Origin of the sequence: Hydrogenophaga sp. 5NK40-0174, from assembly GCF_040372165.1 — a bacterium.
Lineage (GTDB): Bacteria > Pseudomonadota > Gammaproteobacteria > Burkholderiales > Burkholderiaceae_C > Hydrogenophaga.
Genome location: NZ_BAABWG010000001.1, coordinates 1166982 through 1190048, shown reverse-complemented (window position 1 = coordinate 1190048; position 23067 = coordinate 1166982). Strand labels below are relative to the sequence as shown.

The 23067-nt window shown below is 60.3% G+C and carries 22 protein-coding genes and 1 tRNA gene; 20 read left to right on the top strand and 3 right to left on the bottom strand.

The window, feature by feature from the left end; all coding sequences use genetic code 11:
- Positions 1-10: 10 nt before the first annotated feature.
- Positions 11-559: a polyhydroxyalkanoate synthesis repressor PhaR gene (phaR, locus tag ABWV89_RS05485; RefSeq protein ID WP_353395042.1), complete on the top strand. Its 549-nt coding sequence runs from the start codon at positions 11-13 to the stop codon at positions 557-559.
- 51 nt (positions 560-610) lie between these two features.
- Positions 611-1987 carry a 30S ribosomal protein S12 methylthiotransferase RimO gene (rimO, locus tag ABWV89_RS05480; RefSeq protein WP_353395041.1) on the top strand — a complete coding sequence of 459 codons (1377 nt, stop codon included), beginning with the start codon at positions 611-613 and terminating at the stop codon, positions 1985-1987.
- Positions 1988-2182: 195 nt separating this feature from the next.
- Here rimO and ABWV89_RS05475 read toward each other — a convergent pair.
- Positions 2183-2267: transfer RNA gene (locus ABWV89_RS05475), tRNA-Leu, on the bottom strand.
- Positions 2268-2341: 74 nt separating this feature from the next.
- On the opposite strand from ABWV89_RS05475, the gene rnr reads away from it, so the two are divergent.
- On the top strand, positions 2342-4567 hold the full coding sequence (gene rnr / locus ABWV89_RS05470) for a ribonuclease R (RefSeq protein ID WP_502903137.1): 2226 nt from the start codon (positions 2342-2344) through the stop codon (positions 4565-4567).
- A 110-nt stretch (positions 4568-4677) separates the two neighbouring features.
- Positions 4678-5226, top strand: coding sequence for a YggT family protein (locus ABWV89_RS05465; RefSeq protein ID WP_353395039.1), 549 nt, complete (start codon positions 4678-4680; stop codon positions 5224-5226).
- A gap of 37 nt (positions 5227-5263) precedes the next feature.
- Here the strand turns inward: ABWV89_RS05465 and ABWV89_RS05460 are convergent, their stop codons facing one another.
- Both ABWV89_RS05460 and lysM read right to left on the bottom strand, forming a co-directional pair.
- Positions 5264-6856 (bottom strand): NAD(P)H-hydrate dehydratase, encoded by a 1593-nt coding sequence (locus ABWV89_RS05460; protein WP_353395038.1) that lies wholly within the window; start codon positions 6854-6856, stop codon positions 5264-5266.
- Between the two features lie 27 nt (positions 6857-6883).
- Entirely contained in the window at positions 6884-7384 is a 501-nt protein-coding gene (lysM, locus tag ABWV89_RS05455; RefSeq protein ID WP_353395036.1) for a peptidoglycan-binding protein LysM, read from the bottom strand.
- Between the two features lie 322 nt (positions 7385-7706).
- Here lysM and rpsB point away from each other — a divergent pair, with 322 nt between their 5' ends.
- The 16 genes from rpsB (at position 7707) to ABWV89_RS05375 (ending at position 22932) form a co-directional block, all read left to right on the top strand.
- Positions 7707-8465: a 30S ribosomal protein S2 gene (gene rpsB / locus ABWV89_RS05450; RefSeq protein ID WP_353395035.1), complete on the top strand. Its 759-nt coding sequence runs from the start codon at positions 7707-7709 to the stop codon at positions 8463-8465.
- A gap of 118 nt (positions 8466-8583) precedes the next feature.
- A complete protein-coding gene (gene tsf, locus ABWV89_RS05445; protein ID WP_353395034.1) occupies positions 8584-9477 on the top strand; it encodes a translation elongation factor Ts in 894 nt (297 codons plus the stop codon).
- A gap of 182 nt (positions 9478-9659) precedes the next feature.
- Positions 9660-10370, top strand: coding sequence for a UMP kinase (gene pyrH, locus ABWV89_RS05440; protein ID WP_353395033.1), 711 nt, complete (start codon positions 9660-9662; stop codon positions 10368-10370).
- Positions 10371-10417: 47 nt separating this feature from the next.
- On the top strand, positions 10418-10978 hold the full coding sequence (gene frr / locus ABWV89_RS05435) for a ribosome recycling factor (RefSeq protein ID WP_353395032.1): 561 nt from the start codon (positions 10418-10420) through the stop codon (positions 10976-10978).
- Positions 10979-11028: 50 nt separating this feature from the next.
- On the top strand, positions 11029-11784 hold the full coding sequence (gene uppS, locus ABWV89_RS05430; RefSeq protein WP_353395030.1) for a polyprenyl diphosphate synthase: 756 nt from the start codon (positions 11029-11031) through the stop codon (positions 11782-11784).
- On the top strand, positions 11777-12610 hold the full coding sequence (locus ABWV89_RS05425; RefSeq protein WP_353395028.1) for a phosphatidate cytidylyltransferase: 834 nt from the start codon (positions 11777-11779) through the stop codon (positions 12608-12610). The genes uppS and ABWV89_RS05425 overlap by 8 nt, the downstream gene beginning before the upstream one ends.
- A gap of 16 nt (positions 12611-12626) precedes the next feature.
- A complete protein-coding gene (gene ispC / locus ABWV89_RS05420; RefSeq protein ID WP_353395027.1) occupies positions 12627-13811 on the top strand; it encodes a 1-deoxy-D-xylulose-5-phosphate reductoisomerase in 1185 nt (394 codons plus the stop codon).
- A gap of 48 nt (positions 13812-13859) precedes the next feature.
- Positions 13860-15236, top strand: a complete 1377-nt coding sequence (gene rseP, locus ABWV89_RS05415; RefSeq protein ID WP_353395026.1) for an RIP metalloprotease RseP — start codon at positions 13860-13862, stop codon at positions 15234-15236.
- Between the two features lie 13 nt (positions 15237-15249).
- Positions 15250-17550 carry an outer membrane protein assembly factor BamA gene (gene bamA / locus ABWV89_RS05410; protein WP_353395025.1) on the top strand — a complete coding sequence of 767 codons (2301 nt, stop codon included), beginning with the start codon at positions 15250-15252 and terminating at the stop codon, positions 17548-17550.
- Positions 17550-18068, top strand: a complete 519-nt coding sequence (locus tag ABWV89_RS05405; RefSeq protein ID WP_353395024.1) for an OmpH/Skp family outer membrane protein — start codon at positions 17550-17552, stop codon at positions 18066-18068. The genes bamA and ABWV89_RS05405 overlap by 1 nt, the downstream gene beginning before the upstream one ends.
- A 40-nt stretch (positions 18069-18108) precedes the next feature.
- A complete protein-coding gene (gene lpxD, locus ABWV89_RS05400; RefSeq protein ID WP_353395023.1) occupies positions 18109-19161 on the top strand; it encodes a UDP-3-O-(3-hydroxymyristoyl)glucosamine N-acyltransferase in 1053 nt (350 codons plus the stop codon).
- 8 nt (positions 19162-19169) lie between these two features.
- The gene (gene fabZ / locus ABWV89_RS05395) at positions 19170-19607 is read left to right on the top strand and encodes a 3-hydroxyacyl-ACP dehydratase FabZ (protein WP_502903151.1); all 438 of its coding nucleotides are present in this window, start codon (positions 19170-19172) and stop codon (positions 19605-19607) included.
- A gap of 18 nt (positions 19608-19625) precedes the next feature.
- Positions 19626-20408 carry an acyl-ACP--UDP-N-acetylglucosamine O-acyltransferase gene (lpxA, locus tag ABWV89_RS05390; protein WP_353395020.1) on the top strand — a complete coding sequence of 261 codons (783 nt, stop codon included), beginning with the start codon at positions 19626-19628 and terminating at the stop codon, positions 20406-20408.
- On the top strand, positions 20405-21556 hold the full coding sequence (lpxB, locus tag ABWV89_RS05385) for a lipid-A-disaccharide synthase (protein ID WP_353395019.1): 1152 nt from the start codon (positions 20405-20407) through the stop codon (positions 21554-21556). Before lpxA ends, lpxB begins: the two co-directional genes overlap by 4 nt.
- The gene (gene rnhB / locus ABWV89_RS05380; protein ID WP_353395018.1) at positions 21528-22166 is read left to right on the top strand and encodes a ribonuclease HII; all 639 of its coding nucleotides are present in this window, start codon (positions 21528-21530) and stop codon (positions 22164-22166) included. Before lpxB ends, rnhB begins: the two co-directional genes overlap by 29 nt.
- Positions 22159-22932 (top strand): TrmH family RNA methyltransferase, encoded by a 774-nt coding sequence (locus tag ABWV89_RS05375; protein ID WP_353395017.1) that lies wholly within the window; start codon positions 22159-22161, stop codon positions 22930-22932. The genes rnhB and ABWV89_RS05375 overlap by 8 nt, the downstream gene beginning before the upstream one ends.
- The last annotated feature ends 135 nt before the right edge of the window (positions 22933-23067 follow it).

Here is a 23067-nt window from a genome sequence, read left to right as displayed (position 1 = left end):
CTGGAGCCACATGAGCGTGCAGAAAAAGAAGGCCGGCACGGCCAAGAAGAGCGAGGATGGCATCAGGGTCATCAAGAAGTACCCGAACCGTCGTCTCTACGATACCGACACCTCCTCGTACATCACCCTGGCCGAAGTCAAGGGTCTGGTCATGAGCAACGAGCCCTTCGTGGTGCGTGATGCGAAGACCAATGAAGATCTCACGCGAAGCATCCTGCTGCAGATCATTCTGGAAGAGGAAACGGCTGGCGTACCGATCTTCTCGGAGCAGGTGCTGGCCAACATCATCCGTTTCTACGGCCATTCCATGCAGGATTTCATGGGCTCCTACCTGGAGAAGAACGTCCAGATTTTCATGGACCTGCAAAACAAGATGAGCGAGCAGTCCCAGTCCGTGACGCCGGAAATGTGGCAGCAGTTCATGAACATGCAATCTCCCATGATGCAGGGCATGATGGGAACCTATCTTGAGCAGTCGCGCAATGCATTTACCCAGATGCAGGAGCAGATGCAAAAAAACAGCGAGCAGGTGCTGGCTGCGTTTGGACTGAAGCGGTAATTGAGCCGATTGCTTCAGTCCGGTGCGGCCGGGTCTGAGACAATCGGAACCATGACCGAAAAGCAAATTTCCTCCAGCCCCAAAGTGGGCTTTGTCAGTCTGGGTTGCCCCAAGGCCCTGACAGACTCCGAGCTGATCCTGACCCAGCTCAGCGCAGAAGGCTATGCGACATCCAAGTCGTTTGCCGGCGCTGACCTTGTCATCGTCAACACCTGTGGTTTCATCGATGATGCGGTCAAGGAGAGCCTGGACACCATCGGTGAAGCCCTGGCCGAGAACGGCAAAGTCATCGTGACAGGTTGCCTCGGGGCTCGTGCTGGCGAAGACGGGGGAAACATGGTCTCGCAGGTGCACCCCAGCGTGCTGGCCGTGACGGGGCCCCATGCAACGCAGGAGGTGATGGACGCGGTCCATGCCCACTTGCCCAAGCCTCACGATCCGTTCGTGGATCTCGTGCCTGCGCAAGGCATCAAGCTCACGCCCAAACACTATGCCTATCTGAAAATCAGTGAGGGCTGTAACCACCGCTGCACCTTCTGCATCATTCCCTCCATGCGAGGGGATCTCGTCAGCCGTCCGATTGGCGACGTGCTGAGCGAGGCTCGGAAGCTGTTCGAGGCGGGCGTCAGAGAGTTGCTGGTGGTCAGCCAGGACACTTCAGCCTATGGCGTGGACATCCAGTACCGCACCGGTTTCTGGGATGGTCGCCCGGTCAAGACCCGCATGTACGACCTGGTCGAAGCCCTGGGCAAGCTGGCGGACGGGTATGGCGCATGGGTGCGTCTGCACTACGTCTACCCATATCCGCATGTGGACGATGTCATTCCCTTGATGGCCCAGGGCTTGTGCCTGCCTTACCTGGACGTCCCGCTGCAACACAGTCACCCCGATGTGCTCAAGCGCATGAAACGCCCAGCCAGTGGTGAGAAAAATCTCGAGCGCATTGCACGCTGGCGCGAGCTCTGCCCGGAACTGGTGATCCGCAGTACGTTCATTGCGGGCTTTCCGGGTGAAACCGAGGCGGAGTTTGATGACCTGCTGAGCTTCGTGAAAGAAGCCCAGATCGACAGGGCTGGTTGTTTTGCCTATTCGCCGGTGGAAGGTGCCAAGGCCAACGAGCTGCCCGGTGCATTGCCTGACGAGCTGAGAAACGAGCGGCAAGCCCGGTTCATGGAGGTGGCTGAGGCTGTCTCCATTGCCAAGCTGGAGCGCCGTGTTGGTGCCACCATGCAGGTGCTGGTTGACTCGGCGCCGGCCATGGGTCGCAAAGGCGGGGTGGGGCGCAGTTTCGCTGATGCCCCTGAAATCGATGGGGTGGTCAAACTGCTTCCTCCGCAAAAGGTCAGCAAGACAATGAAAGTCGGTGAGTTCACCAAGGCCTTGATCGTGGGAACCGAAGGGCACGATCTCATAGGGCAGCCGGTTTGAGTCCACATCGGCGACATGCTCTTGACTTGATGCAGGGTGGCTCCCTTCCAGTGTCTGGTGGCCCGGTTGCGCATGCCGTGAGCGGCGCCACGCACCGGGCAGCATGCGCAGACAACGCCTCAGAAAACACCTCTTTGGCACAGGCAAAGAAAAAAGGCCTGCAACCGATGGATTGCAAGCCTTTATCTTTATCATTGGTGCCCAAGAGAGGACTCGAACCTCCACGCCTCTCGGCGCTAGTACCTGAAACTAGTGCGTCTACCAATTCCGCCACCTGGGCATCTCAGGGAAGCTGGAAGTATAACATAGAAAAAACACCAAGTGCAAGTGAACCAGAATCAAAAATCTGATCTTTTGTCCGAGTTTGAAGGGGTGGTCGCTGGCCACCGTGACGGGCACGGTTTTGTGGTCCGTGATGACGGGCAACCCGATGTCTATTTGCCGCCCAACGAAATGCGCGCCGTGCTCCACAAGGACCGGGTCAAGGCCCGGGTGGTGCGCACAGACCGCCGGGGGCGCCCAGAGGGACGGGTGACCGAGATTGTCTCGCGCTCGGACTCGCCGATCATTGGCCGCCTGCTGCAGGAAAGTGGCGTATGGCTGGTCGCGCCCGAAGACAAAAGGTATGGACAGGACGTGCTGGTGCCCAAGGGCGCCACAGGGTCGGCCAACCCGGGCCAGGTGGTCGTCGTCGAACTGACCGAGCCACCTGCGCTCTATGGACAGCCGGTGGGCAGGGTCAAGGAAGTGCTGGGTGATATCGATGACCCGGGCATGGAAATCGAGATTGCCGTACGCAAGTACGGTGTGCCCCACGAGTTCTCCGAAGCGGCGATGGCTCAGGCCCGCGCGCTGCCAACCAAGGTCCGCGCCAGCGACCGGCGCGCCAGGGTTGACCTGCGCGATGTGCCTCTGGTTACCATCGATGGCGAAGACGCGCGTGACTTTGACGACGCCGTGTTCTGCCAGCCAGACAAGGTCGGCAGGGGCAAAGGCTGGCGATTGCTGGTGGCCATTGCGGACGTGAGTCACTACGTGGAAACAGGTTCGGCCATCGATATCGACGCCTATGACCGCGCCACATCCGTGTATTTTCCGCGGCGGGTCATTCCCATGCTGCCGGAAAAACTCTCCAACGGCTTGTGTTCGCTGAACCCGGACGTAGACCGCGTCTGCATGGTGTGTGACATGCTGATTGACGCCAAAGGCGAAGTCCATGCCTACCAGTTCTATCCGGCGGTCATGCACAGCCATGCACGATTGACCTATACCGAAGTGGCAGCCATTCTTCAGAACACCAGAGGGCCTGAAGCTGCCCAGCGCAAGCCGCTGGTGCCTCACTTGCTGAACTTGCACGATGTCTACCGGGCGTTGCTCTCTGCACGCCAGGCAAGAGGGGCGGTCGATTTCGAAACGGTCGAGACGCAAATCGTCTGTGATGATGCGGGTCGCATCGAGAAGATCGTGCCTCGTACACGCAATGATGCTCACAAGGTCATCGAAGAAGCCATGCTGGCGGCCAACGTTTGTTCGGCTGACTTCATCTCCCAAAGCAAGCACGCGGGCCTGTTCCGTGTGCACGAAGGTCCAACACCGGAGAAGCAGGAGATCTTGCGCAACTACCTGCGCACCATGGGTGTGCCGCAAACCATCAGCGAGGACCCGCATCCGTCCGAGTTTCAGCGGATCGCTGAAGCCACGAAAGACCGACCAGAGTCACAGCAGATCCACACCATGCTGCTGCGCTCCATGCAGCAGGCCATCTACACGCCGATCAACAGCGGGCATTTCGGCCTTTCCTATGACGCCTATACGCACTTCACCAGTCCGATCCGGCGGTATCCCGATCTGCTGGTCCATCGGGTGATCAAGGCCATTCTGGGCAAAGAGCGCTACGAATTGCCTGAGCTGCCCAAGCCGGGCGAAGCGCATGCCAAGCTGAGCAAGCGTCTGGCCAGCCGTTCCGCCAGTATGCCGGCCAAGCCGGCGCGCAAGCTCTCGGCAGATACGCTTGCGTGGCAGGCTGCGGGTCTTCACTGCAGCGCCAACGAGCGACGCGCTGACGAGGCCAGCCGCGACGTCGAAGCCTGGCTCAAGTGCAAGTACATGCGCGAGCATCTGGGCGAAGAGTTTTCGGGCACGGTCACGTCCGTCACCAGCTTCGGTCTTTTCGTGACGCTCGACGCCATGTACGTGGAAGGGCTGGTCCATATCACAGAGCTGGGGGGCGAGTACTTCCGCTTCGATGAAGCTCGGCAGGAACTGCGCGGTGAGCGCACCGGTATCCGCTACGCCTTGGGCACCAAGGTTCAAGTTCAGGTCAGCAGGGTCGATCTGGATGGGCGGCGCATCGACTTCCGCCTTGTCAACGATGAAGAAGAGCTCATCCTCAGGGCCATGCGCGACAAGAACGGCGGCAATGGCTCGGCAGGCCGCAAACGACCTCACCGGGATGGAGAAAAGCAGGACTTGCGCGCTTCAGTCAAGAAAGCCGCCGACAAGAAATCGGCCAAAGCTGCAAAGTCGACCAAGGGGAGCAGACCTGCATTGGGCAAGGCCCGCAAGTCACGTCGCAAGTGAGCAATTTCACCTGCCTTGATAGCCTGTTTCCAATTTTCCAATTTTCCAATTTTCCAATTTGCCTTTGAGTCCGGTATCCATCTGAACGGAAACGATCTGAACGCTACCCAATGAACATTGTCCATTTCCTGCTTGAGACCTTCTTTTTCATTCTGGTGGGCGCAGCCCTGATGCGCTCGTGGATGAACTATCTGCGAATCCAGATGTCGGTTCAGCCCGGCCGGTTTGTCATGGCCGTTACCGACTGGGTTGTCAAGCCGGTGCGCAAGGTGTTGCCCAAGCCGCTGCTCGACAGCCGGCTGGACTGGGGCAGCCTGATGTCCGCCATTTTGCTGTCCATCGCCTTCTCGGGCATTGTGCTGTCTTTGTGGGCTCCATCGACCATGGTCTCGCCCGTTGCGTGGCTGCTGGCCATCCTGCTCCAGGCAGGCAAGTTCTTGCTGATGGTCGTCCTGCGCGGCCTGATGATCATCTTGCTGATCTATGCCGTGCTGTCGTGGGTGCAACCCCAGGCACCAGCCATGGGTGTGCTGCATCGATTCTCCGAGCCACTGCTCAGGCCTATCCGCAAGGTGGTGCCTGCCATTGGAGGGGTTGACCTGAGCGTCCTGATCCTTGTGATCCTGCTGCAGGTCATCATGATGGCGCTTAACCTCTGATGCCTGGTTTGGCCGAACACCGCGGGCGAGTGTTGAGCTAGCCTGCGAGAACGGCCAGGGCGCCAGCGGTCAGGCGGGCGCCGTGATCGGGCCAGGTGTCTGCCAGATGCCCGTGGCGCCAGACGGCATCCCGAACCAGGGAAGGCATGTCCTCCGCCAGCTCGCAAGCCGCCAGTGCAGCGCCGATCATGCCGGCCAGCACATCGCCAGTGCCCGCGGTCGCCAGGCGGGCATTTCCGCTGCGGTTGATCCATGGTGCCTCGCCCGGGGCTGCCACGATGCTTCCCGACCCCTTGAGCACCACCAGTGCGCCATACCGTTGGCTCAACTCGGTCGCCCGGGTCAAACGGTTTTCCTGAATATCTGCGATGCCCATTCCCAGAAGCCGGGCGGCTTCCAAAGGGTGGGGCGTCAGGACGGTCAGCCGGTCGGGGCGGTCCCGCCTTTGGCTGAGCAGGGCCTGCAGGCCCGGATCGTCAGCAATGGCATTGAGCGCATCTGCGTCCAGCACCAGTCTGGCAGTCCGCGAGAGCAAGGCGGGCAAATGCTGCCGAATGCTGTGGCCTCCACCGCATCCACAGACCACGGCCGTGCGTGGCGAGGCCAGCTGTTGCGGGTCAGCCAGGCATTGCTCCACGCGTCTGAACATCAGCTCCGGGCAAGCGGGGTCCCATGAAATCTCGCCGGGCGAAGTGTCGCCGCCGATCGAGCAGACATAGACCCGGCCAGCGCCAGCGTGCAGGGCTGCCCGGGCCGCCAACATCGCAGCACCTGCCATGCCGGCCTTGTCCGCGGAAGGGCGCTGCCCTCCTGCAACCAGCACATCACCGAAGCTGCCTTTGTGCGACGCGTGTGGCCGGTCCGGTCGCAGTGCCGATCCTTGTCCGCACAGCCAGGCTGTTGGTGCGAGGCTGGCGGGCGGTTGTGTGCCGAGGTCGTCGTACCAGACGCGACCGGCTGCATCCCGCCCAGACGCGGTGAACACGCCGGGCTTCAGACTCAGCAGGCACAAAGTGTGCCGCTCAGCACCCGGTGGAGTGAGAGGGATGTCGCCAGGTGGCCATGCGCCACTGTCAGCCAGCAGCCCGCTCGGTATATCGACCTGGATCACCGGCTTGGCGCTTTTGCGCAAAGCTTCCCATGGCGCCAGTAGATCGCCTGCCGGTATGCGGTTGCCACCGATGCCGAGGAGGGCGTCTATGCACATGTCCCACCCGCCGGCGGAAGGAGGAGGGCTGAGGTCCAGCCCGGCTTCTCTCATTTGGGTCAGAGCCCACCTGGCGTCTTCGGGGAGCGTCTCTTCCCGGCCGTGCAGGCTGACCGTGATCTGCTGGCCAAGCCCCTTGGATCGGGACCATTGGTGCAAATGGGTTGCGGCCACAAAGCCGTCACCTCCGTTGTTGCCCGGTCCGCAGGCAACCCAGATGTGGCGAGCGTGAGGGCATACCGCCAGAGCCACGCGCGCGATAGCCAAGCCTGCGCGCGCCATCAGTGTGTGTGGAGGCAGCACTTTGGCGCTGGCGGCTTCCCAGGCTCGGGAGGCGGCGACGTCATGCAGGGGCAGGGGCGTGCCTCCGGCGAAAACGTCCAGCAATCGCGCTGAGGGGCGGGAATCGGTGTCGCTTGTCACCTTGAGACGATCGCGGCAGTTCTCAGGTCACTCGGCCGGAATACGCAATGCCTGACCCGGGTAAATCTTGTCCGGGTGCTTGAGCATGGGCTTGTTGGCCTCGAAGATCTGCATGTACTTGTTGGGAGTGCCATAGAACATCTTGCTGATCTTGGAGAGATTGTCGCCCTTGACCACGATGTACATCTTCGACTCCGGCTCAGGAGAGCTGACACTCATCAGATCGCTGACCTGGGTGACGTTGGCGACGTTGCCGCAGCACAGCACCACTTTCTCACGTGTGGCCTGATCCGGGGCGATACCGGCCACTGTGACAGTGCCGGTGGCCCCGTCATAGCCGACATCCAGGCCTTCGACCTTGAGGTTCATGGAGTCGATGTATGCCTCGATGGCCTTTCCTGCCTTCTGGTTCACCTCTGTCAGGTCGGGTTTCGTTGCCGGGGCTGCGGCCGGTGCCGGATCTGCTTTGGCCTCGCCAATCCCGAACAGCTTTTCGCCAGCTTCCTTGATGAACGTAAACATACCCATGAGGTGTTCTCCTGATAAGGGTGGGAATGCTGCAGGCCAACATTGGCCTGAGCAGGAATTTCCGTTTGAGCGTACTGCATTTCGGTGACTTTTGACCGGTCGGCCAGTGGCTATGCTGCACTGCCGTAGGCGTGCTATACTCGTTCGGTTCCGCGTTTTGCGTTCACCTGTGTCTTTAGGCGGCTTTGCTGCCTGAGCGTCAGGAGATCCAGCGCGGGGCAAAAATCGCAAACCGGCCCATCCGGGTGTTGCTGCCGCTCTCAAACCGGGAGCGCTCAGCGATCGGGGCCGGATTTAAGACCTAACCTCAGGAAACATCATCATGTCGATTTCCATGCGTGAAATGCTGGAAGCCGGTGTCCACTTTGGCCACCAAACCCGCTTCTGGAACCCCAAGATGGCCCCCTTCATCTACGGCCATCGCAACAAGATTCACATCGTCAACCTCGAGAAGACGTTGCCGATGTTCCAGGACGCTGCCAAGTACGTGCGTCAGATCATCGCCAACGGCGGTACCGTCCTGATGGTCGGCACCAAGCGCCAGTCCCGCGATATCGTGGCCCAGGAAGCCCGTCGTGCAGGTATGCCCTACGTTGACCAGCGCTGGCTGGGCGGCATGCTGACCAACTTCAAGACGGTCAAGACCTCCATCAAGCGACTGAAGGACATGCAGGCTCAGAAAGAAGCCGGCCTCGAGAACATGAGCAAGAAAGAGCAGCTCATGTTCTCGCGTGAAATGGAGAAGCTGGAGAAGGATATCGGCGGCATCCAGGACATGGCTGCTCTGCCGGACGCCATCTTCCTGATCGACGTCGGTTTCCACAAGATTGCTGTGGCTGAAGCCCAGAAGCTGGGCATCCCGCTCGTGGGTGTTGTCGATACCAACCACTCGCCTGTCGGAATCGATTACGTCATCCCTGGCAACGACGACTCCGCTCGTGCCGTGGCCCTGTACGCCCGTGGCATTGCCGATGCAGTGCTCGAGGGTCGTAACAGCGCTGTCAACGACGTGGTGGAAGCTGTCAAGAGCGCAGAAGGCGAAGACGAGTTCGTCGAAGTGCAAGACGAAGCGTCTGCCTGATCGCCCATCTGTCTGAAAAGAGGGGCTCGAGTAGCCCCTTTTTCACAGCCGCCTCAAACCGCAATTTCAATCTTCCACAGCCCCTGCTTCAGGTGCTGTGGTCAATGGAGAACTGAACATGGCAATTACCGCAAGCATGGTCGGCGAACTGCGCGCCAAGACCGACGCCCCAATGATGGAGTGCAAGAAAGCACTGACCGAAGCCGACGGCGACATGGCCAAGGCTGAAGAAATCCTGCGCGTCAAGCTCGGTACCAAGGCTGGCAAGGCCGCCTCCCGCGTCACTGCTGAAGGCGTGATCGCTTCCTTCGTCGATGGCGCCACTGGTGCCTTGCTCGAAGTCAACTGCGAAACCGACTTCGTCACCAAGAACGAGAGCTTCCTGGGCATGGCCAGCGCCGCTGCCGAGCTGGTGGCCAAGAACAACCCTGGCGACATCGAAGCACTGTCTGCGCTCGCCCACAGCCAGGACAGCTACGGCCCGACGCTGGAAGACGTTCGCAAAGGCCTGATTGGCAAGATCGGTGAGAACATGAGCTTCCGCCGCTTTGAGCGCTTCGCTGACGGTGGTCAGGTCGCATCCTATGTTCACGGCGACCGCATTGGTGTGATGGTGGAGTACACCGGTGATGCCACGGCTGCGAAAGACGTTGCCATGCACATCGCGGCCATGAAACCTGTGGCTCTGTCCAGCGCCGACGTGCCAGCAGAACTGATCGAGCGTGAGCGCTCTGTCGCATCTGCCAAGGCTGCCGAATCTGGCAAGCCTGCCGACATCGTCGCCAAGATGGTGGAAGGCTCGGTGACCAAGTACCTCAAGGAGGTTTCTCTGGTGGACCAGGTGTTTGTCAAAGCCGCTGACGGCAAGCAAACCGTTGGTCAGTACCTCAAGGCCTCCAACACCGAAGTCAAGCGCTTCACGCTGTATGTCGTGGGTGAAGGCATCGAGAAGAAGGTTGACGACTTCGCCGCTGAGGTCGCCGCCCAGGTTGCTGCCGCCCAAGGCAGCTGATGCAGAAGCGGTTTGTCCGCTTCCACACTGCAAAAAGCACAACGGGCCCTAGTGGCCCGTTGTGCTATGTACCCGTCTCGAACTGACGGAAAATTGACGGGGTAGCACGAAAATGGTGCTCGTGCTCGCTACACTACCCAAGTTGCCAACTCAAAACTCCAATATTTCCCAGGAAAGCCTACATGCCTGCCTATAAACGGATTCTGTTGAAATTGTCGGGCGAGGCCCTGATGGGTGATGATGCCTTCGGCATCAATCGCGAGACCATCGTCAGGATCGTCGAAGAGATTGGCGAAGTGACCCGGCTCGGGGTGGAAGTTGCCGTTGTCATCGGTGGTGGAAATATCTTCCGTGGCGTCGCTGGTGGTTCGGTCGGCATGGACCGTGCCACAGCCGACTACATGGGGATGCTGGCGACAGTCATGAACTCACTGGCTTTGGCTGATGCGTTGGAAAACGCCGGCGTCGTGGCCCGCGTGATGTCGGCCATCGGTATCGAGCAGGTCGTTGAGCCCTATGTCCGGCCCAAGGCACTGCAATACCTCGAAGAAGGCAAGGTGGTGGTGTTTGCGGCAGGTACCGGCAACCCGTTTTTCACAACCGACACGGCAGCAGCACTGCGCGGCTCGGAGATAGGCGCTGAAGTGGTGCTCAAGGCCACCAAGGTCGACGGCGTGTACACCGCTGATCCGAAGAAGGATCCCGAGGCAACACGCTACCAGACCATCTCCTTTGACGAAGCCATGGCCAAGAACCTGGCTGTCATGGATGCCACCGCATTTGCCCTTTGCCGCGACCAGAATTTGCCCGTCAAGGTGTTTTCGATCTTCAAACCAGGAGCGCTGCGCAACGTGGTGCTGGGTGGGGATGAAGGAACGCTGGTGCACGTTTGAGTCGGCCGCGTCAAGACAATAACTGAGTATTCGAGGAGTTAGCCACCATGAGCATTTCCGATATCCGATCCACTGCTGAACGAAAAATGCAGCAGTCCATTGAGACTTTCAAAGGTAACCTCACCAAAATCCGGACGGGACGCGCCAATCCCCAGATTCTGGACACGGTCGAGGTGGACTACTACGGCTCCATGGTGCCCATTTCCCAGGTGGCCAACCTGTCTCTGCTCGATGCCCGCACCATCGGTGTATCCCCATGGGAGAAGGGCATGGGTGCAAAGATCGAAAAAGCCATTCGTGACTCGGACCTCGGCCTGAACCCGGCCGCCCAGGGTGACCTGATCCGGGTCCCCATGCCACCAATGACGGAAGAGCGTCGTCGCGAAATGACCAAGCTGGTGCGGTCCGAGGGTGAGCACGCCAAGGTGGCCGTGCGCAATATCCGCCGCGACGCGAACGAAGCGGTCAAGCGCATGCTCAAGGACAAGGAAGTGACGGAGGATGATGACCGTCGTTCCCAGGACGATATTCAGAAGATGACTGACAAGCGGATTTCCGAGATCGACGAGCTGGTCGCTTCCAAGGAAAAGGACATCATGGAGGTCTGACCCTCCGCCAGCTGATCGATCATTCAACAGACGCAGATTTGACCGCCTCGATGCCAGAGCAGCCCGCCTTTCGCCCTCATCACATTGCCATCGTCATGGATGGCAACGGACGATGGGCCAAGAAAAGGATGCTGCCGCGTGTCGCAGGACACAAGCAGGGAGTCACCTCCTTGCGGCGCATGGTGGAAGCCGTGGGTGCGCGGGGTGTCCGAGTCCTGTCTGTCTTTGCTTTTTCGTCCGAGAACTGGAACCGCCCGGACGAGGAAGTCTCAGGGTTGATGCAACTGCTGGCAACAGCGCTGGCCAAAGAAGTGCCGTCCCTGAGCCGCGCAGGCGTTCGCATTCATTTCATCGGCGAACGTTCGGGGTTGTCCGACAAGCTCAGAGCAGGACTCGAACAAGCCGAAACCCAGACGCAACAGAACGACAAACTGATTCTCAATGTCTGCTTCAACTACGGCGGCCGATGGGACATTGCCCAAGCTGCCCGCCGTGCCGCTGAGGCAGGAGAGGCGTTGACCGAAGCCGTGCTTGACCGCTACATGGCTCTGGCCCATGTTCCTGATCCCGACCTCCTGATCAGAACGGGTGGCGAAAAGCGCATCAGCAACTTCCTGATCTGGCAGGCTGCGTATGCAGAGCTCTATTTTTCCAATCGCCTGTGGCCCGATTTCGATGAAGCTGCGCTCGATGAAGCACTGGCCGACTTCGCCGGCCGAGAGCGCCGGTTTGGCCTGACGTCCGAGCAGGTCACTCGCCCGAATCCGTCGGCGCAAGGGAAGTCGGAGGGGCGTGAGCATGCTTAAGCAGCGGATCATCACTGCAGTGCTGCTCTTGCTCGTGCTGCTGCCAGCGCTTTTCTATCCGGCTCCAGCCCCCTTTGTCGTTGTGGCTCTTGTCCTGATCTGTGCGGGCGCGTGGGAGTGGGCAAGACTCAACGGCCAGAAAGGTGGTCGGGCATTGGCTTGGGCCGCGGTTACGACCGCAGGCCTGGCACTGATGTGGTGGTCAGGTGGGCTGGATGCCGATTGGACCGTGATCTGGTGGGTGACGGCGGTGTTGTGGGCTGTACTTTCCATTGTGTTGCCCATCAAAGGCGTGACTGCCTGGCAGACCTGGCCCGTTGCCATACGCCTGGTTCTGGGTCTGTTCCTGCTGGGGGCTGCCTGGCTGGCCCTGGTTCAGGCCAAAGCACATGGCTTGCCATTTCTGCTGTCGGTCCTCACCCTGGTGTGGGCAGCCGATATCTTTGCCTACGTTGGTGGCAAGACAATGGGGCGCCACAAGCTGGCGCCTTCCATCAGCCCGGGCAAGACATGGGAAGGTGCGATCACCGGCGCGGTCGGGGTATTGGCACTGGCATTCGGCTGGCTCTGGTTTGACGGCCAGGGATGGCTCGATGGCCTTAGTCTTTTCAGCCACCTCCGAAATCTGGGCTGGCCATGGTTTGTGGCCGCAGTTGCTGCTCTGGTTGCCATGAGTGTCGTGGGAGACCTCATCGAGTCATTGGTCAAGCGCAGCGCCGGCGTCAAGGACTCTTCCCGGCTGCTGCCAGGTCATGGAGGCGTTCTCGATCGGGTGGATGCCCTGCTGCCGGTGCTGCCTGTGGCGATGTGGCTGATCAGCCTCTGAAACAAAAATCAAGAACATGAGCGCAATTGAAACGGTGGCGGTTCTGGGCTCGACGGGCTCCATCGGCACCAACACCCTCGATGTGGTGGCCAGGCACCCTGAGCGATACAGGGTGTTCGCCTTGACGGCAGCTCGCCAGGATGGCTTGATGCTCAAGCAGATCAAGGCCTTTTCGCCTTCGATTGCCGTGATGCAGGACCAGGGCGCGGCAGACCGTCTGCGTGAGGCGGTCCGTGCCGAGGGGCTGGCCACGGAAGTCCTTTGCGGCACTGAGCCGCTGTGCGAGGTCGCAAGCGCCCCAGAAGTCGATGCAGTGATGGCGGCCATTGTGGGCGCTGCAGGTCTCGCGCCCAGCCTCGCGGCGGCAAGGGCAGGCAAAAAGCTCCTGCTGGCCAACAAGGAGGCACTGGTCGTTGGCGGCGGGCTGTTCATGGAGGCCGTGCGGCGTGGCGGCGCCACGCTGCTGCCGATCGACAGCGAGCATTCCGCGATCTTCCAGTCGCTGCCCGATGATGCCGCTACGTGGGAGCGGAGGGTGCAGAAGATCATTCTTACCGCCTCGGGGGGACCGTTTCGCCAGCGCGATCCGGCGACGTTGTCTTCGGTGACGCCCGAGGAGGCTTGCGCGCACCCCAATTGGGACATGGGTCGAAAGATCTCGGTCGACTCCGCCACCATGATGAACAAAGGGCTGGAAGTCATTGAAGCCCACCATCTGTTCAGCATGCCAGGCGATCGCATAGAGGTGGTGATCCATCCGCAGAGCGTTGTGCACTCCATGGTGCAGTTTCATGATGCGTCCATCGTGGCCCAGCTGGGTACACCGGACATGCGGGTACCGATTGCCTACGGCCTGTCCTGGCCAGAGCGCATGACCTCGGGTGCTGCGCCGCTGGATTTCACGGCCATGGGCAGCCTGACGTTCGAGCCGCCCAGCTTTGAGCGCTTCCCTTGCTTGCGCCTGGCATGGAATGCCATGGAAGGCGCGGAGGGCAGCACGGCAGTGCTCAATGCGGCCAACGAAGAAGCGGTGGGTGCATTTCTGGACAGGCAGCTGCGCTTTGACCAGATTTATCGCATCAACCTTGCAACTTTGGAGGGCGTTTTGCCCTCCAACCCGAGGTCGGTGGAAGACTTGATGGCGCTTGATGGTCAGGCAAGGGCTTTCGCCCGGAATGAAATCGACAATCTGAAGCCGTGATCAGACCCTTTCCGGGCTGGCGGCGTTCTCACACGGAGTGACTTGCAGATGCTGGATTTTCTGCAGACGGCGATTTCTTTCGTCGTGGCCCTTGGCTTGCTGATTGCCATCCATGAGTACGGCCATTACAAGGTGGCCGTGATGTGTGGCATCAAGGTGCTGCGCTTCTCCATTGGCTTTGGCAAACCTCTGCTGAGCTGGCGCCGCCAGGGCAGCGAGACCGAGTTTGTCATTGCAGCGTTGCCGCTGGGCGGCTACGTGCGCATGCTCGATGAGCGTGAAGCGCCTGTTGACGCCGCTGAGCGGCATCTGGCGTTCAACACCCAGCCACTGCGGGCGCGGGCGGCTGTGGTCGCCGCCGGTCCTCTGGCCAACCTGGCCCTGGCTGTCGTGCTCTATGCCGCGGTCAACTGGCTGGGCGTGATGGAGCCCAAGGCTGTCCTTTCCTCCCCACCCCCTGCGTCTCTTGCTGCCCAGGCAGGCCTGCAAAGCGGCGACTGGGTCGAGGGTGTGGCCTTCGACCGGGGAGAGATGATCCCGGTGGCCTCTTTCGATGACCTGCGCTGGCGCATGACGCAGGCTGCCCTCGACGGGCAGGACATGACCTTGTGGGTGGCCAAGCGTGAAGGTGGCCAGGCATCGACGGTGACGCTTGGATTGAGCCAGCTGGTAGAGCCGGAAGCCGATCGCAAGATGTTCGAACGGATCGGTGTCGTGGCCCCATACATGGCGCCCATGATTGGTGAGGTGCTGCCCGACGGAGCCGCGATGGCCGCGGGCTTGCGCGAGGGCGACCGGGTGTTGTCCATCGGCGGAGAGCCCGTCCTGGATGCGATTGATCTTCGGCGCCGTATCGAGGCGTCTGTCTCAGGCAATGGCGAGGCCATTCCTGCCAGCTGGGATGTGCTCAGGGAAGATCAGCGGCTCAGCCTGGCGCTGACAGTACGGCCAGAGAAGGTCGAAGACGGCTGGGAAGGGCGCATCGGAGCGAACATTGGCGAACCTCCGGCCATGAAAGAGGTTCAGTACGGTCTCTGGCGAGGCTTTGCAGGCGGTCTGGAACGTGCCTGGGATGTGTCCTGGCTGACCCTGAAAATGATGGGGCGAATGGTGATCGGGCAAGCATCGATCAAGAACATCAGCGGTCCACTGACCATTGCCGAGTTTGCAGGCAAATCTGCCGAGCGTGGCATGACACAATACTTGGTGTTCCTGGCACTCATCAGTGTCAGCCTGGGTGTACTCAACTTGTTGCCCCTGCCGGTCCTCGATGGAGGGCACCTGATGTATTATCTTTGGGAGGGTGTGACTGGGCGAGGAGTCTCCGACGCTTGGCTCGAACGCCTGCAGCGAGGAGGCGTCGCCGTCCTGATGGCACTGATGGCTGTCGCGCTATTCAATGATTTGACCCGAATGCTGGGTTGAACCCGCTCCATACATGAAAAAACTCAAAAACTGCGTACGTGGTCTGACGCTGACGGCCATTGCTTCGAGTGTACTGGCGGCATTGCCAGCCTGGGCTGTCGAACCTTTCATGCTCAAGGACATTCGTGTCGAGGGCTTGCAAAGGGTTGAGCCCGGAACTGTTTTCGCCTCCTTGCCGTTTCGCATTGGTGATACCTACAGCGACGACAAGGGAACAGCAGCCATTCGCGCGCTGTTTGGTCTGGGCCTTTTCAACGACGTTCGCCTGCAAGTCAATGACGACGTGCTCGTCGTGATCGTCGAAGAACGCCCCACGGTCGCCGATGTCAGCTTCTCCGGAGTTCGTGAATTCGACAAGGATGCGTTGCTGGCCTCGCTGCGTGATGTGGGTCTGGCTGAAGGGCGCCCATTTGACAAGGCCCTCGCGGATCGTGCTGAGCAGGAGCTCAAGCGCCAGTACATCAACCGCAGCATGTACACCACCCAGGTGGTCACCACGGTGACCCCTATCGACCGCAACCGCGTCAACCTCAACTTCAGCGTCAGCGAGGGAGACGTTGCCAAGATTCACGAAATTCGCGTGGTGGGCAACAAGGCTTTCGCCGAGTCCACCCTGCGCAACCTGTTCGACCTGGATACAGGCGGCTGGCTGTCCTGGTACACCAAGAGCGATCGCTACGAGCGCTCCAAGCTCAATGCCGATCTTGAATCGCTGCGCTCCTACTATCTCCAGCGTGGCTATCTCGACTTCAAGATCGATTCCACTCAGGTGGCCATTTCTCCAGACAAGGAGAAAATGTCCGTCACCATCAATATCACCGAAGGGGAACGTTTTGTCGTTTCCGAAGTGAAGCTTGAAGGCCAGTATTTCGGCAAGGAAGAAGACTTCAAGTCGCTGGTGGAGATCGAAGTGGGCCAGGCCTACAACGCGGAAGAGGTATCGCGCACGATCAAGAACTTCACTGATTTCTTCGGCTCGTTCGGCTATGCTTTTGCCCGGGTGGAGGCGGTGCCCACGATCGACCGTGCCACCAATCAGGTGAGCTTTTCTCTGCAGGCCCAGCCGGCAAGGCGTGTGTATGTTCGCCGAATCAACATCGAAGGCAACAACCGGACGCGAGACGAAGTGATCCGACGCGAGTTCCGGCAGCTGGAGTCTTCGTGGTATGACAGCGACCGGATTCGCCTGTCACGCGACCGGGTGGATCGCCTGGGCTTCTTTACCGAGGTCAGCATTGGTACCGAGCCCGTGCCAGGTTCCAATGACCAGGTCGATCTGACTGTCACAGTGGTGGAGCGCCCCACCGGCAACCTCGCCATTGGCGCTGGCTACTCTCAGGCTGACAAGCTGTCCCTGATCGCCAACATCAACGTCGAGAACGTGTTCGGTACGGGCAACTACGTGGCGCTGGACCTCAATACCAGTGATTACAGCCGTCAGTTTGTGTTGAGCACGACCGACCCTTACTTCACCAAGGACGGCGTATCCCGCACCTTTGACGCGTATTACAAGACGCAGCAGCCATACGATGCGCAGGGCGGTGACTACACCATCACCACCAAAGGCCTTGGGGTGAAGTTTGGTGTGCCGTTCACCGAGCGGGACACGGTCTATTTCGGTATTGGCGGCGAAAAGGTCGAGATCGAAGAGGGCAATGAGTTGCCGGAAGCCTATCTGGGGCAGGACGGCACCTACATTCCCGCCACAGTGGGCTGGACGCGCGACGAGCGGGACAGCGCGCTCGTGCCGACCACAGGGCGCATGCAGCGCTTCAATACCGAGCTGGGTATCGGTGGTGATCGCCGTTATGCCAAGCTCAGCTACCAGTTCCAGCAGTACATTCCGCTGAACAAGCAGTACACGCTGGCTTTCAACACAGAACTGGGTGCGGGCAAGGGACTCGGTGGTGATCCGTTCCCGGTTTTGCGCAACTTCACCGGTGGTGGTCTGGGCTCTGTCCGAGGTTTTGACCAGGGCACCCTGGGACCCAAATCCGCCGTGGTCGGGTCGACCACGGGTGAGACGGTCAGCATTGGCGGCGCGCGCAAGCTGGTGCTCAACGCCGAGTTCATAGCCCCGTTCCCGGGGGCGGGCAATGACCGCACGCTGCGCTGGTTCGGCTTTGTCGATGCCGGCAATATCTATGGCGAGGACGAGAGCATCGACATGTCTCAGCTTCGCTCATCGGTGGGCTTCGGTATCAGCTGGATCTCGCCCATCGGCCCTCTTCGGTTTGCATATGCCCACCCGGTGCGCAAGTTTGATGGCGATAAAATCCAGAAATTCCAGTTTCAGATCGGAACCTCGTTTTGATGAAATCAATCATTTCCCGGGCGGCCAAGCCGCTTTCCATGCTGGTCCTGACCGCATGCGTTGCCACCTCTGCTCTTGCACAAGGAGTCAAGATTGGCGCCGTCAACGTCGACCGCATCATGCGCGATTCGGCGATGGCAAAGTCCATCACGGCAAAACTGGAGCAGGACTTCTCCAAGCGTGAGAAAGAGCTGCAGAATCAGCTCGATGCCCTGAAAAAGGCTTTTGCAGATTTCGAGCGCACAGCACCAACCCTGCCCGAGAGCCAACGCGTGTCCAAGCAACGCAGCCTGGTTGAAGAGGAGCGGGAGTTGCAGCGCAAGCAGCGGGCTTTCCATGAAGACCTGGCATTGCGCAAGAACGAAGGCGTGCAGTTGGTCATCGAAAAGGTGAACAAGGTCCTCAAGACCATGGCTGAAGAGGAAAAGTACGACCTCATCATCCAGGAGGCCGCCTATATCAACCCGAAGCTCGACATTACCGAACGTGTGATCGACCGTCTGAACGACAGCAAGTAAGCCCGTCTTCAGAGACGCCAAACAAGAGGAGAGAGCCCCCGTGTCCACCACCCTGGGCGACATCGTTGATGCCCTGGGCGGCGAGCTCCGGGGTGACCCATCCACTGCTGTTCGCAGAATTGCTTCGCTGGCCAATGCCGGTGAGGGCGAGATCAGCTTTGTGGCCCAGGCCCGATATGTGTCGCAGGCATCGCAGTCGGCAGCCAGTGCACTGATTGTCAATGAAGGCCTGGCATCCCAGCTGGACGCCAGCAAGGTGCTGGTGGTCACAGATGACCCCTACCTTTACTATGCGCGCCTGTCGCAATGGTGGCGTGCGCGGCAGCGAAGTGGTGTCTCCGCTGGCGTGAGCGAGCGCGCCAGCATTCACCCGACGGCGCGCCTTGGTCAAGCGGTTTCCATTGGCGATTTTGCTGTTGTTGGCGAAGGTGCGGAAATCGGTGATGGCGCGGTCATTGGAGCCGGCTGTGTGCTGGAGGCCGGCGCCATTGTCGGTGCAGGTTCTCGCCTGTCCCCTCGGGTCACAGTGGGCCAGGCCTGCCAGATCGGCGCGCGCTGCATCGTCCACAGTGGAGTGGTGATTGGTGCGGATGGCTTCGGTTTTGCGCCACACAAGGGGCAGTGGGTCAAGATCGAGCAGCTTGGCGCCGTGCGTATCGGCAATGATGTCGAAATTGGCGCCAATACCTGCATTGACCGCGGAGCGCTGGATGACACCGTCATCGAGGACGGCGTCAAGCTCGACAACCTGATACAGATCGGTCACAACGTGCGCGTGGGTGCGCACAGCGCGATGGCCGGCTGCGTCGGGGTCGCTGGCAGTGCTGACATCGGCCGCCATTGCACAGTTGGCGGCGGAGCGATTGTTCTTGGACACCTCAACCTGGCAGACGGAGTGAATATCTCGGCGGCATCGGTCGTGACGCGATCGGTGCGGGAGCCCGGGTTGTACACTGGCATGTTTCCTCTGGATACCAATGCGGCGTGGGAGAAAAATGCGGTCTCCCTCAGGCAGCTCAGCCGCCTGCGCGAACGTATTCGAGCCCTAGAACAGAACATCAAACAACTCGACAAGAACGATAGCCCGGACTGATCATGACGATGGACATTCACCGAATTCTCAAGCTGCTTCCTCACCGCTACCCGATTCTTCTGGTCGACCGGGTACTGGAGCTGGAAGACAACGTGCGCATCAAGGCGCTGAAAAACGTGTCCATCAACGAGCCGTTTTTCAATGGTCATTTTCCGAACAGGCCCGTGATGCCAGGGGTGCTGATGCTTGAGGCGCTAGCCCAGACAGCGGCGTTGCTCAGTTTTCATTCCATGGGGCAGGAGCCGGACGAGAACACGGTGGTCTACTTCCTGGGCATTGACGGGGCACGCTTCAAGCGTGTGGTGGAGCCCGGCGACCAGCTCATTCTCGAGGCCACGATCGAACGCGCCAAGGCAGGTATCTACAAATACAAGGCCACAGCCAGTGTGGACGGTGAGCTCGCCGTCGAAGCCGAGCTGATGTGCACCATGCGCAAAGTCAGCTGAGGCAGGAGGACTTTGCGCATGCCGCAGATTCATCCAACTGCCATTGTCGACCCGGGCGCAGAGCTGGCTGAAGGGGTTCAGGTCGGTCCCTATGCCGTCATTGGCCCCAAGGTCAGGATCGGTGAACGCACGCGCGTCGATGCACACTGCGTGATTCAGGGCGAAACCAGCATTGGCACTGACAATCACTTCCATCCGTTCAGCTCGATTGGCGGCATGCCGCAAGACATCAGTCACAACGGAGAAGTGACCCGCCTTGAGATCGGCGACCGAAACACCGTGCGCGAGTACTGCACGTTCAACACCGGCACGTTCAAGGAAGAGGGCGTGACCCGCGTGGGCAGTGACAACTGGATCATGGCCTATGTGCACATCGCCCATGATTCGCGTCTGGGAAATCACACCATTCTTGCCAACAATGTGACCCTTGCAGGTCATGTACACGTGGGTGACTGGGCAGTCATTGGCGGCCTGACTGGCATACACCAGTGGGTGCACGTGGGTGCTCATTCGATGATCGGTTTTCAGGGGCATGTGGCGCAAGACGTGGCCCCCTACATGACGGTAGATGGCCAGCCGCTGGTCACTCGTGCGGTCAACCTGATTGGCCTGAAGCGACGTGGCTTCTCTGCTGAGCGGATCGGGGTTATCCGGTCCATGCACAAAGCGCTGTTCCGACGTGGCCTGACCGTTGAGCAGGCCAAGGCGGAGTTTGACAACCTGCGAGGGCAAGGTGGCGATGAGGACATTGATCTCATGCTGGATTTCCTGGCCGGCGCGACTCGCGGGCTGATCCGTTGAGCGCGCCTGCGGGTGCATTGCGGGCTGGCCTGGTGGCAGGCGAGACTTCGGGAGATCTGCTCGGCGGCTTGCTGCTGGGAGGCTTGCGCCAGACCTGGCCATCGTTGACGGCCTGGGGGATTGGTGGGCCGCGCATGGCAGAGCAGGGCATGCACAGCCTGTGGCCGATGGAGCGGCTTTCCGTTTTTGGCTATGTGGACGCTCTCAAGCGCCTGCCTGAGCTATTGCGTATCCGCCGTGAGCTTGGCGACCGTGTGCTGGCTGAAAGGCCCGATGTGTTCATCGGGATCGATGCCCCGGACTTCAATTTCGGCCTTGAGCGGCGATTGCGCAAAGGTGGCATCAAGACAGTGCACTTTGTATGCCCTTCCGTATGGGCATGGCGAAGCGAGAGGCTCCTGAAGATGGCCGAGGCCATCGATCATGTCTTGTGCCTGTTTCCCTTTGAACCGGAACTCTTGCGCGCCAACGGGATAGATGCGACCTATGTCGGACACCCACTGGCCAGCGTCATTCCCATGGAGCCCGATGCCAAGGCGGCGAGACTCGCACTGCAATTGCCGGGGCAGGGCCAGGTGGTGGCTGTCATGCCGGGGAGTCGCTCCTCGGAGATCGAGCACATTGCGCCGAGGTTCATGGCTGCCATTCGTTTGCTGTCAAGCCAGCTGCCTGACGCAGTGTTTGTCATCCCGGCGGTTCCAGCGCAGTTCGAGCGACTCTCGGCAATGGCCTTGTCTTTGGGACTGGGTCAGCGACTCAAAGTGGTCAGAGGTCAATCTCATGAGGTTCTGGCCGCTTGTGACGTCGCGCTGATGGCCAGCGGTACCGCGACGCTGGAAGCCGCATTGTTCAAGCGACCGATGGTCATCGCCTACAACATGGGCTGGCTGTCGTGGCAATCGATGAAGCGCAAGTCCTTGCAGCCGTGGGTGGGCTTGCCCAACATACTCGCCCGCGAGTTTGTGGTGCCGGAGCTAATCCAGGATGCAGCGACACCGGAAGCTCTGGCCGGGGCTGTGACAGGCTGGCTGTCTGACCCTGAGAAAATGGAGGCAGTCCAGAATCGATTTCGGGCGCTGCATGAGTCTTTGCGGCGCGATACCGCACATTTGTCTGCCCATGCGATCCAAAAAGTTCTTGAAGGCTGAGCAGGTCTCTCTGGCCTGGGATACGCCGGGGTTGATCGCCGGGGTCGATGAGGCCGGGCGTGGACCTCTGGCGGGGCCGGTGGTGGCCGCTGCAGTCATTCTTGACGACCAGAAGCCGATCGCTGGTCTGGCGGACTCCAAAGCCCTGACAGAGCGGCGCCGCGAAAAACTCTTCGATGAAATTCGGGCGAAAGCCTTGTGCTGCAGCATCGCACAGGCCACCGTAGAGGAAATCGATCAGCTCAACATCCTGCAGGCCACGATGCTCGCCATGCAGCGGGCCGTCAATGGCTTGCGGCTCAAACCGGTCAAGGTGCTTGTGGACGGAAATCGACTGCCAAAACTGGATGTGCTGGCCGAAGCCATCGTCCAGGGGGATGCCAAGGTCAAAGCCATCTCTGCAGCCTCCATTCTCGCCAAGGTGACCCGGGACCGCATGATGACGGAGTTGCACGAGTTGCACCCGGCTTACGGGTTTGACCGTCACAAAGGGTATGGCACCGCCCAGCACCTGGCCGCACTTGATGAGTTCGGGCCTTTGCCGGCTCACCGGCGCAGCTACGCACCTGTCGCTCGTGCCGCTGCACAGAAGGGGACGGCGCATGAGTGAAGAGCACACCCTGATTCAGTCACGCGAGAATGCGCTGCTCAAGCGCTTGCGCCAGTTGGCCCGTGACACTACTGCCTATCGCAAGCTGGGGCAGGTATTTCTCGAGGGTGATCACCTTTGCAGGGCGCTGCTCGAGCGCGGAGGCCGCCCCGAGGTGGTTGTCGTCAAGGCATCGGCCCATGGGCGCATGGATAGCGAACTGCTTGCCAGCGCGCCGAGGCTGGCCATTGTGGCGGACGAGTTGTGGGATGGCTTATCAGGGCTGGATTCACCCGCGCCCATCGGCTTTCTCCTGGCGGTTCCGCAGCCTCCTTCCCTCGGGCTTTCCGAGCCAAGCGTTGTACTCGATCGGTTGCAGGATGCCGGCAACGTGGGGTCCATCTTGCGCAGCGCTGCTGCCTTCGGGTTCAAGCAGGTGTTGGCCATCAAGGGCACCGCGGGCCTGTGGTCACCGAAAGTGGTCAGGGCGGGAATGGGCGCACATTTTGGCCTGACCCTGCACGAAGGCCTCAGTGCGGACGACGTGAATCAACTGTCAATCCCCTTGCTGGCGACCAGCTCTCACCGCGGCCAATGGCTGCACGAGTCGGCTTTGCCCTGGCCGTGCGCCTGGATGTTGGGGCACGAGGGGCAGGGCTTGCAGACAGCGCTGGAAGCCAGGGCAGCCCAGTCAGTGAGGATCGGCCAGCCGGGCGGGGAAGAGTCCCTCAACGTGGCCGCCGCTGCTGCCATCTGCTTGCACGCCAGTGCGGTTGGACGCCACTGATTTTCTCGAGGAAAAACCCTTACGCGGGTCTTAATCGGTCTTTGCGCAGGCTATAATTGCCGGGTTTACCCGCAATCGGCGCATTTGCTGCGCCCGCCACGGCTGCCTACCCAGGTTCTGTACCGCCTCGGCGGT

Bases quoted from the DNA above. Each gene is read 5' to 3' on its own strand.
- phaR (WP_353395042.1), top strand. From the start codon at position 11: ATGAGCGTGCAGAAAAAGAAGGCCGGCACGGCCAAGAAGAGCGAGGAT.
- rimO (WP_353395041.1), top strand. From the start codon at position 611: ATGACCGAAAAGCAAATTTCCTCCAGCCCCAAAGTGGGCTTTGTCAGT.
- ABWV89_RS05465 (WP_353395039.1), top strand. From the start codon at position 4,678: ATGAACATTGTCCATTTCCTGCTTGAGACCTTCTTTTTCATTCTGGTG.
- lysM (WP_353395036.1), bottom strand. From the start codon at position 7,384: ATGGGTATGTTTACGTTCATCAAGGAAGCTGGCGAAAAGCTGTTCGGG.
- rpsB (WP_353395035.1), top strand. From the start codon at position 7,707: ATGTCGATTTCCATGCGTGAAATGCTGGAAGCCGGTGTCCACTTTGGC.
- tsf (WP_353395034.1), top strand. From the start codon at position 8,584: ATGGCAATTACCGCAAGCATGGTCGGCGAACTGCGCGCCAAGACCGAC.
- pyrH (WP_353395033.1), top strand. From the start codon at position 9,660: ATGCCTGCCTATAAACGGATTCTGTTGAAATTGTCGGGCGAGGCCCTG.
- frr (WP_353395032.1), top strand. From the start codon at position 10,418: ATGAGCATTTCCGATATCCGATCCACTGCTGAACGAAAAATGCAGCAG.
- uppS (WP_353395030.1), top strand. From the start codon at position 11,029: ATGCCAGAGCAGCCCGCCTTTCGCCCTCATCACATTGCCATCGTCATG.
- ABWV89_RS05425 (WP_353395028.1), top strand. From the start codon at position 11,777: ATGCTTAAGCAGCGGATCATCACTGCAGTGCTGCTCTTGCTCGTGCTG.
- ispC (WP_353395027.1), top strand. From the start codon at position 12,627: ATGAGCGCAATTGAAACGGTGGCGGTTCTGGGCTCGACGGGCTCCATC.
- rseP (WP_353395026.1), top strand. From the start codon at position 13,860: ATGCTGGATTTTCTGCAGACGGCGATTTCTTTCGTCGTGGCCCTTGGC.
- bamA (WP_353395025.1), top strand. From the start codon at position 15,250: ATGAAAAAACTCAAAAACTGCGTACGTGGTCTGACGCTGACGGCCATT.
- ABWV89_RS05405 (WP_353395024.1), top strand. From the start codon at position 17,550: ATGAAATCAATCATTTCCCGGGCGGCCAAGCCGCTTTCCATGCTGGTC.
- fabZ (WP_502903151.1), top strand. From the start codon at position 19,170: ATGGACATTCACCGAATTCTCAAGCTGCTTCCTCACCGCTACCCGATT.
- lpxA (WP_353395020.1), top strand. From the start codon at position 19,626: ATGCCGCAGATTCATCCAACTGCCATTGTCGACCCGGGCGCAGAGCTG.
- rnhB (WP_353395018.1), top strand. From the start codon at position 21,528: ATGCGATCCAAAAAGTTCTTGAAGGCTGAGCAGGTCTCTCTGGCCTGG.
- ABWV89_RS05375 (WP_353395017.1), top strand. From the start codon at position 22,159: ATGAGTGAAGAGCACACCCTGATTCAGTCACGCGAGAATGCGCTGCTC.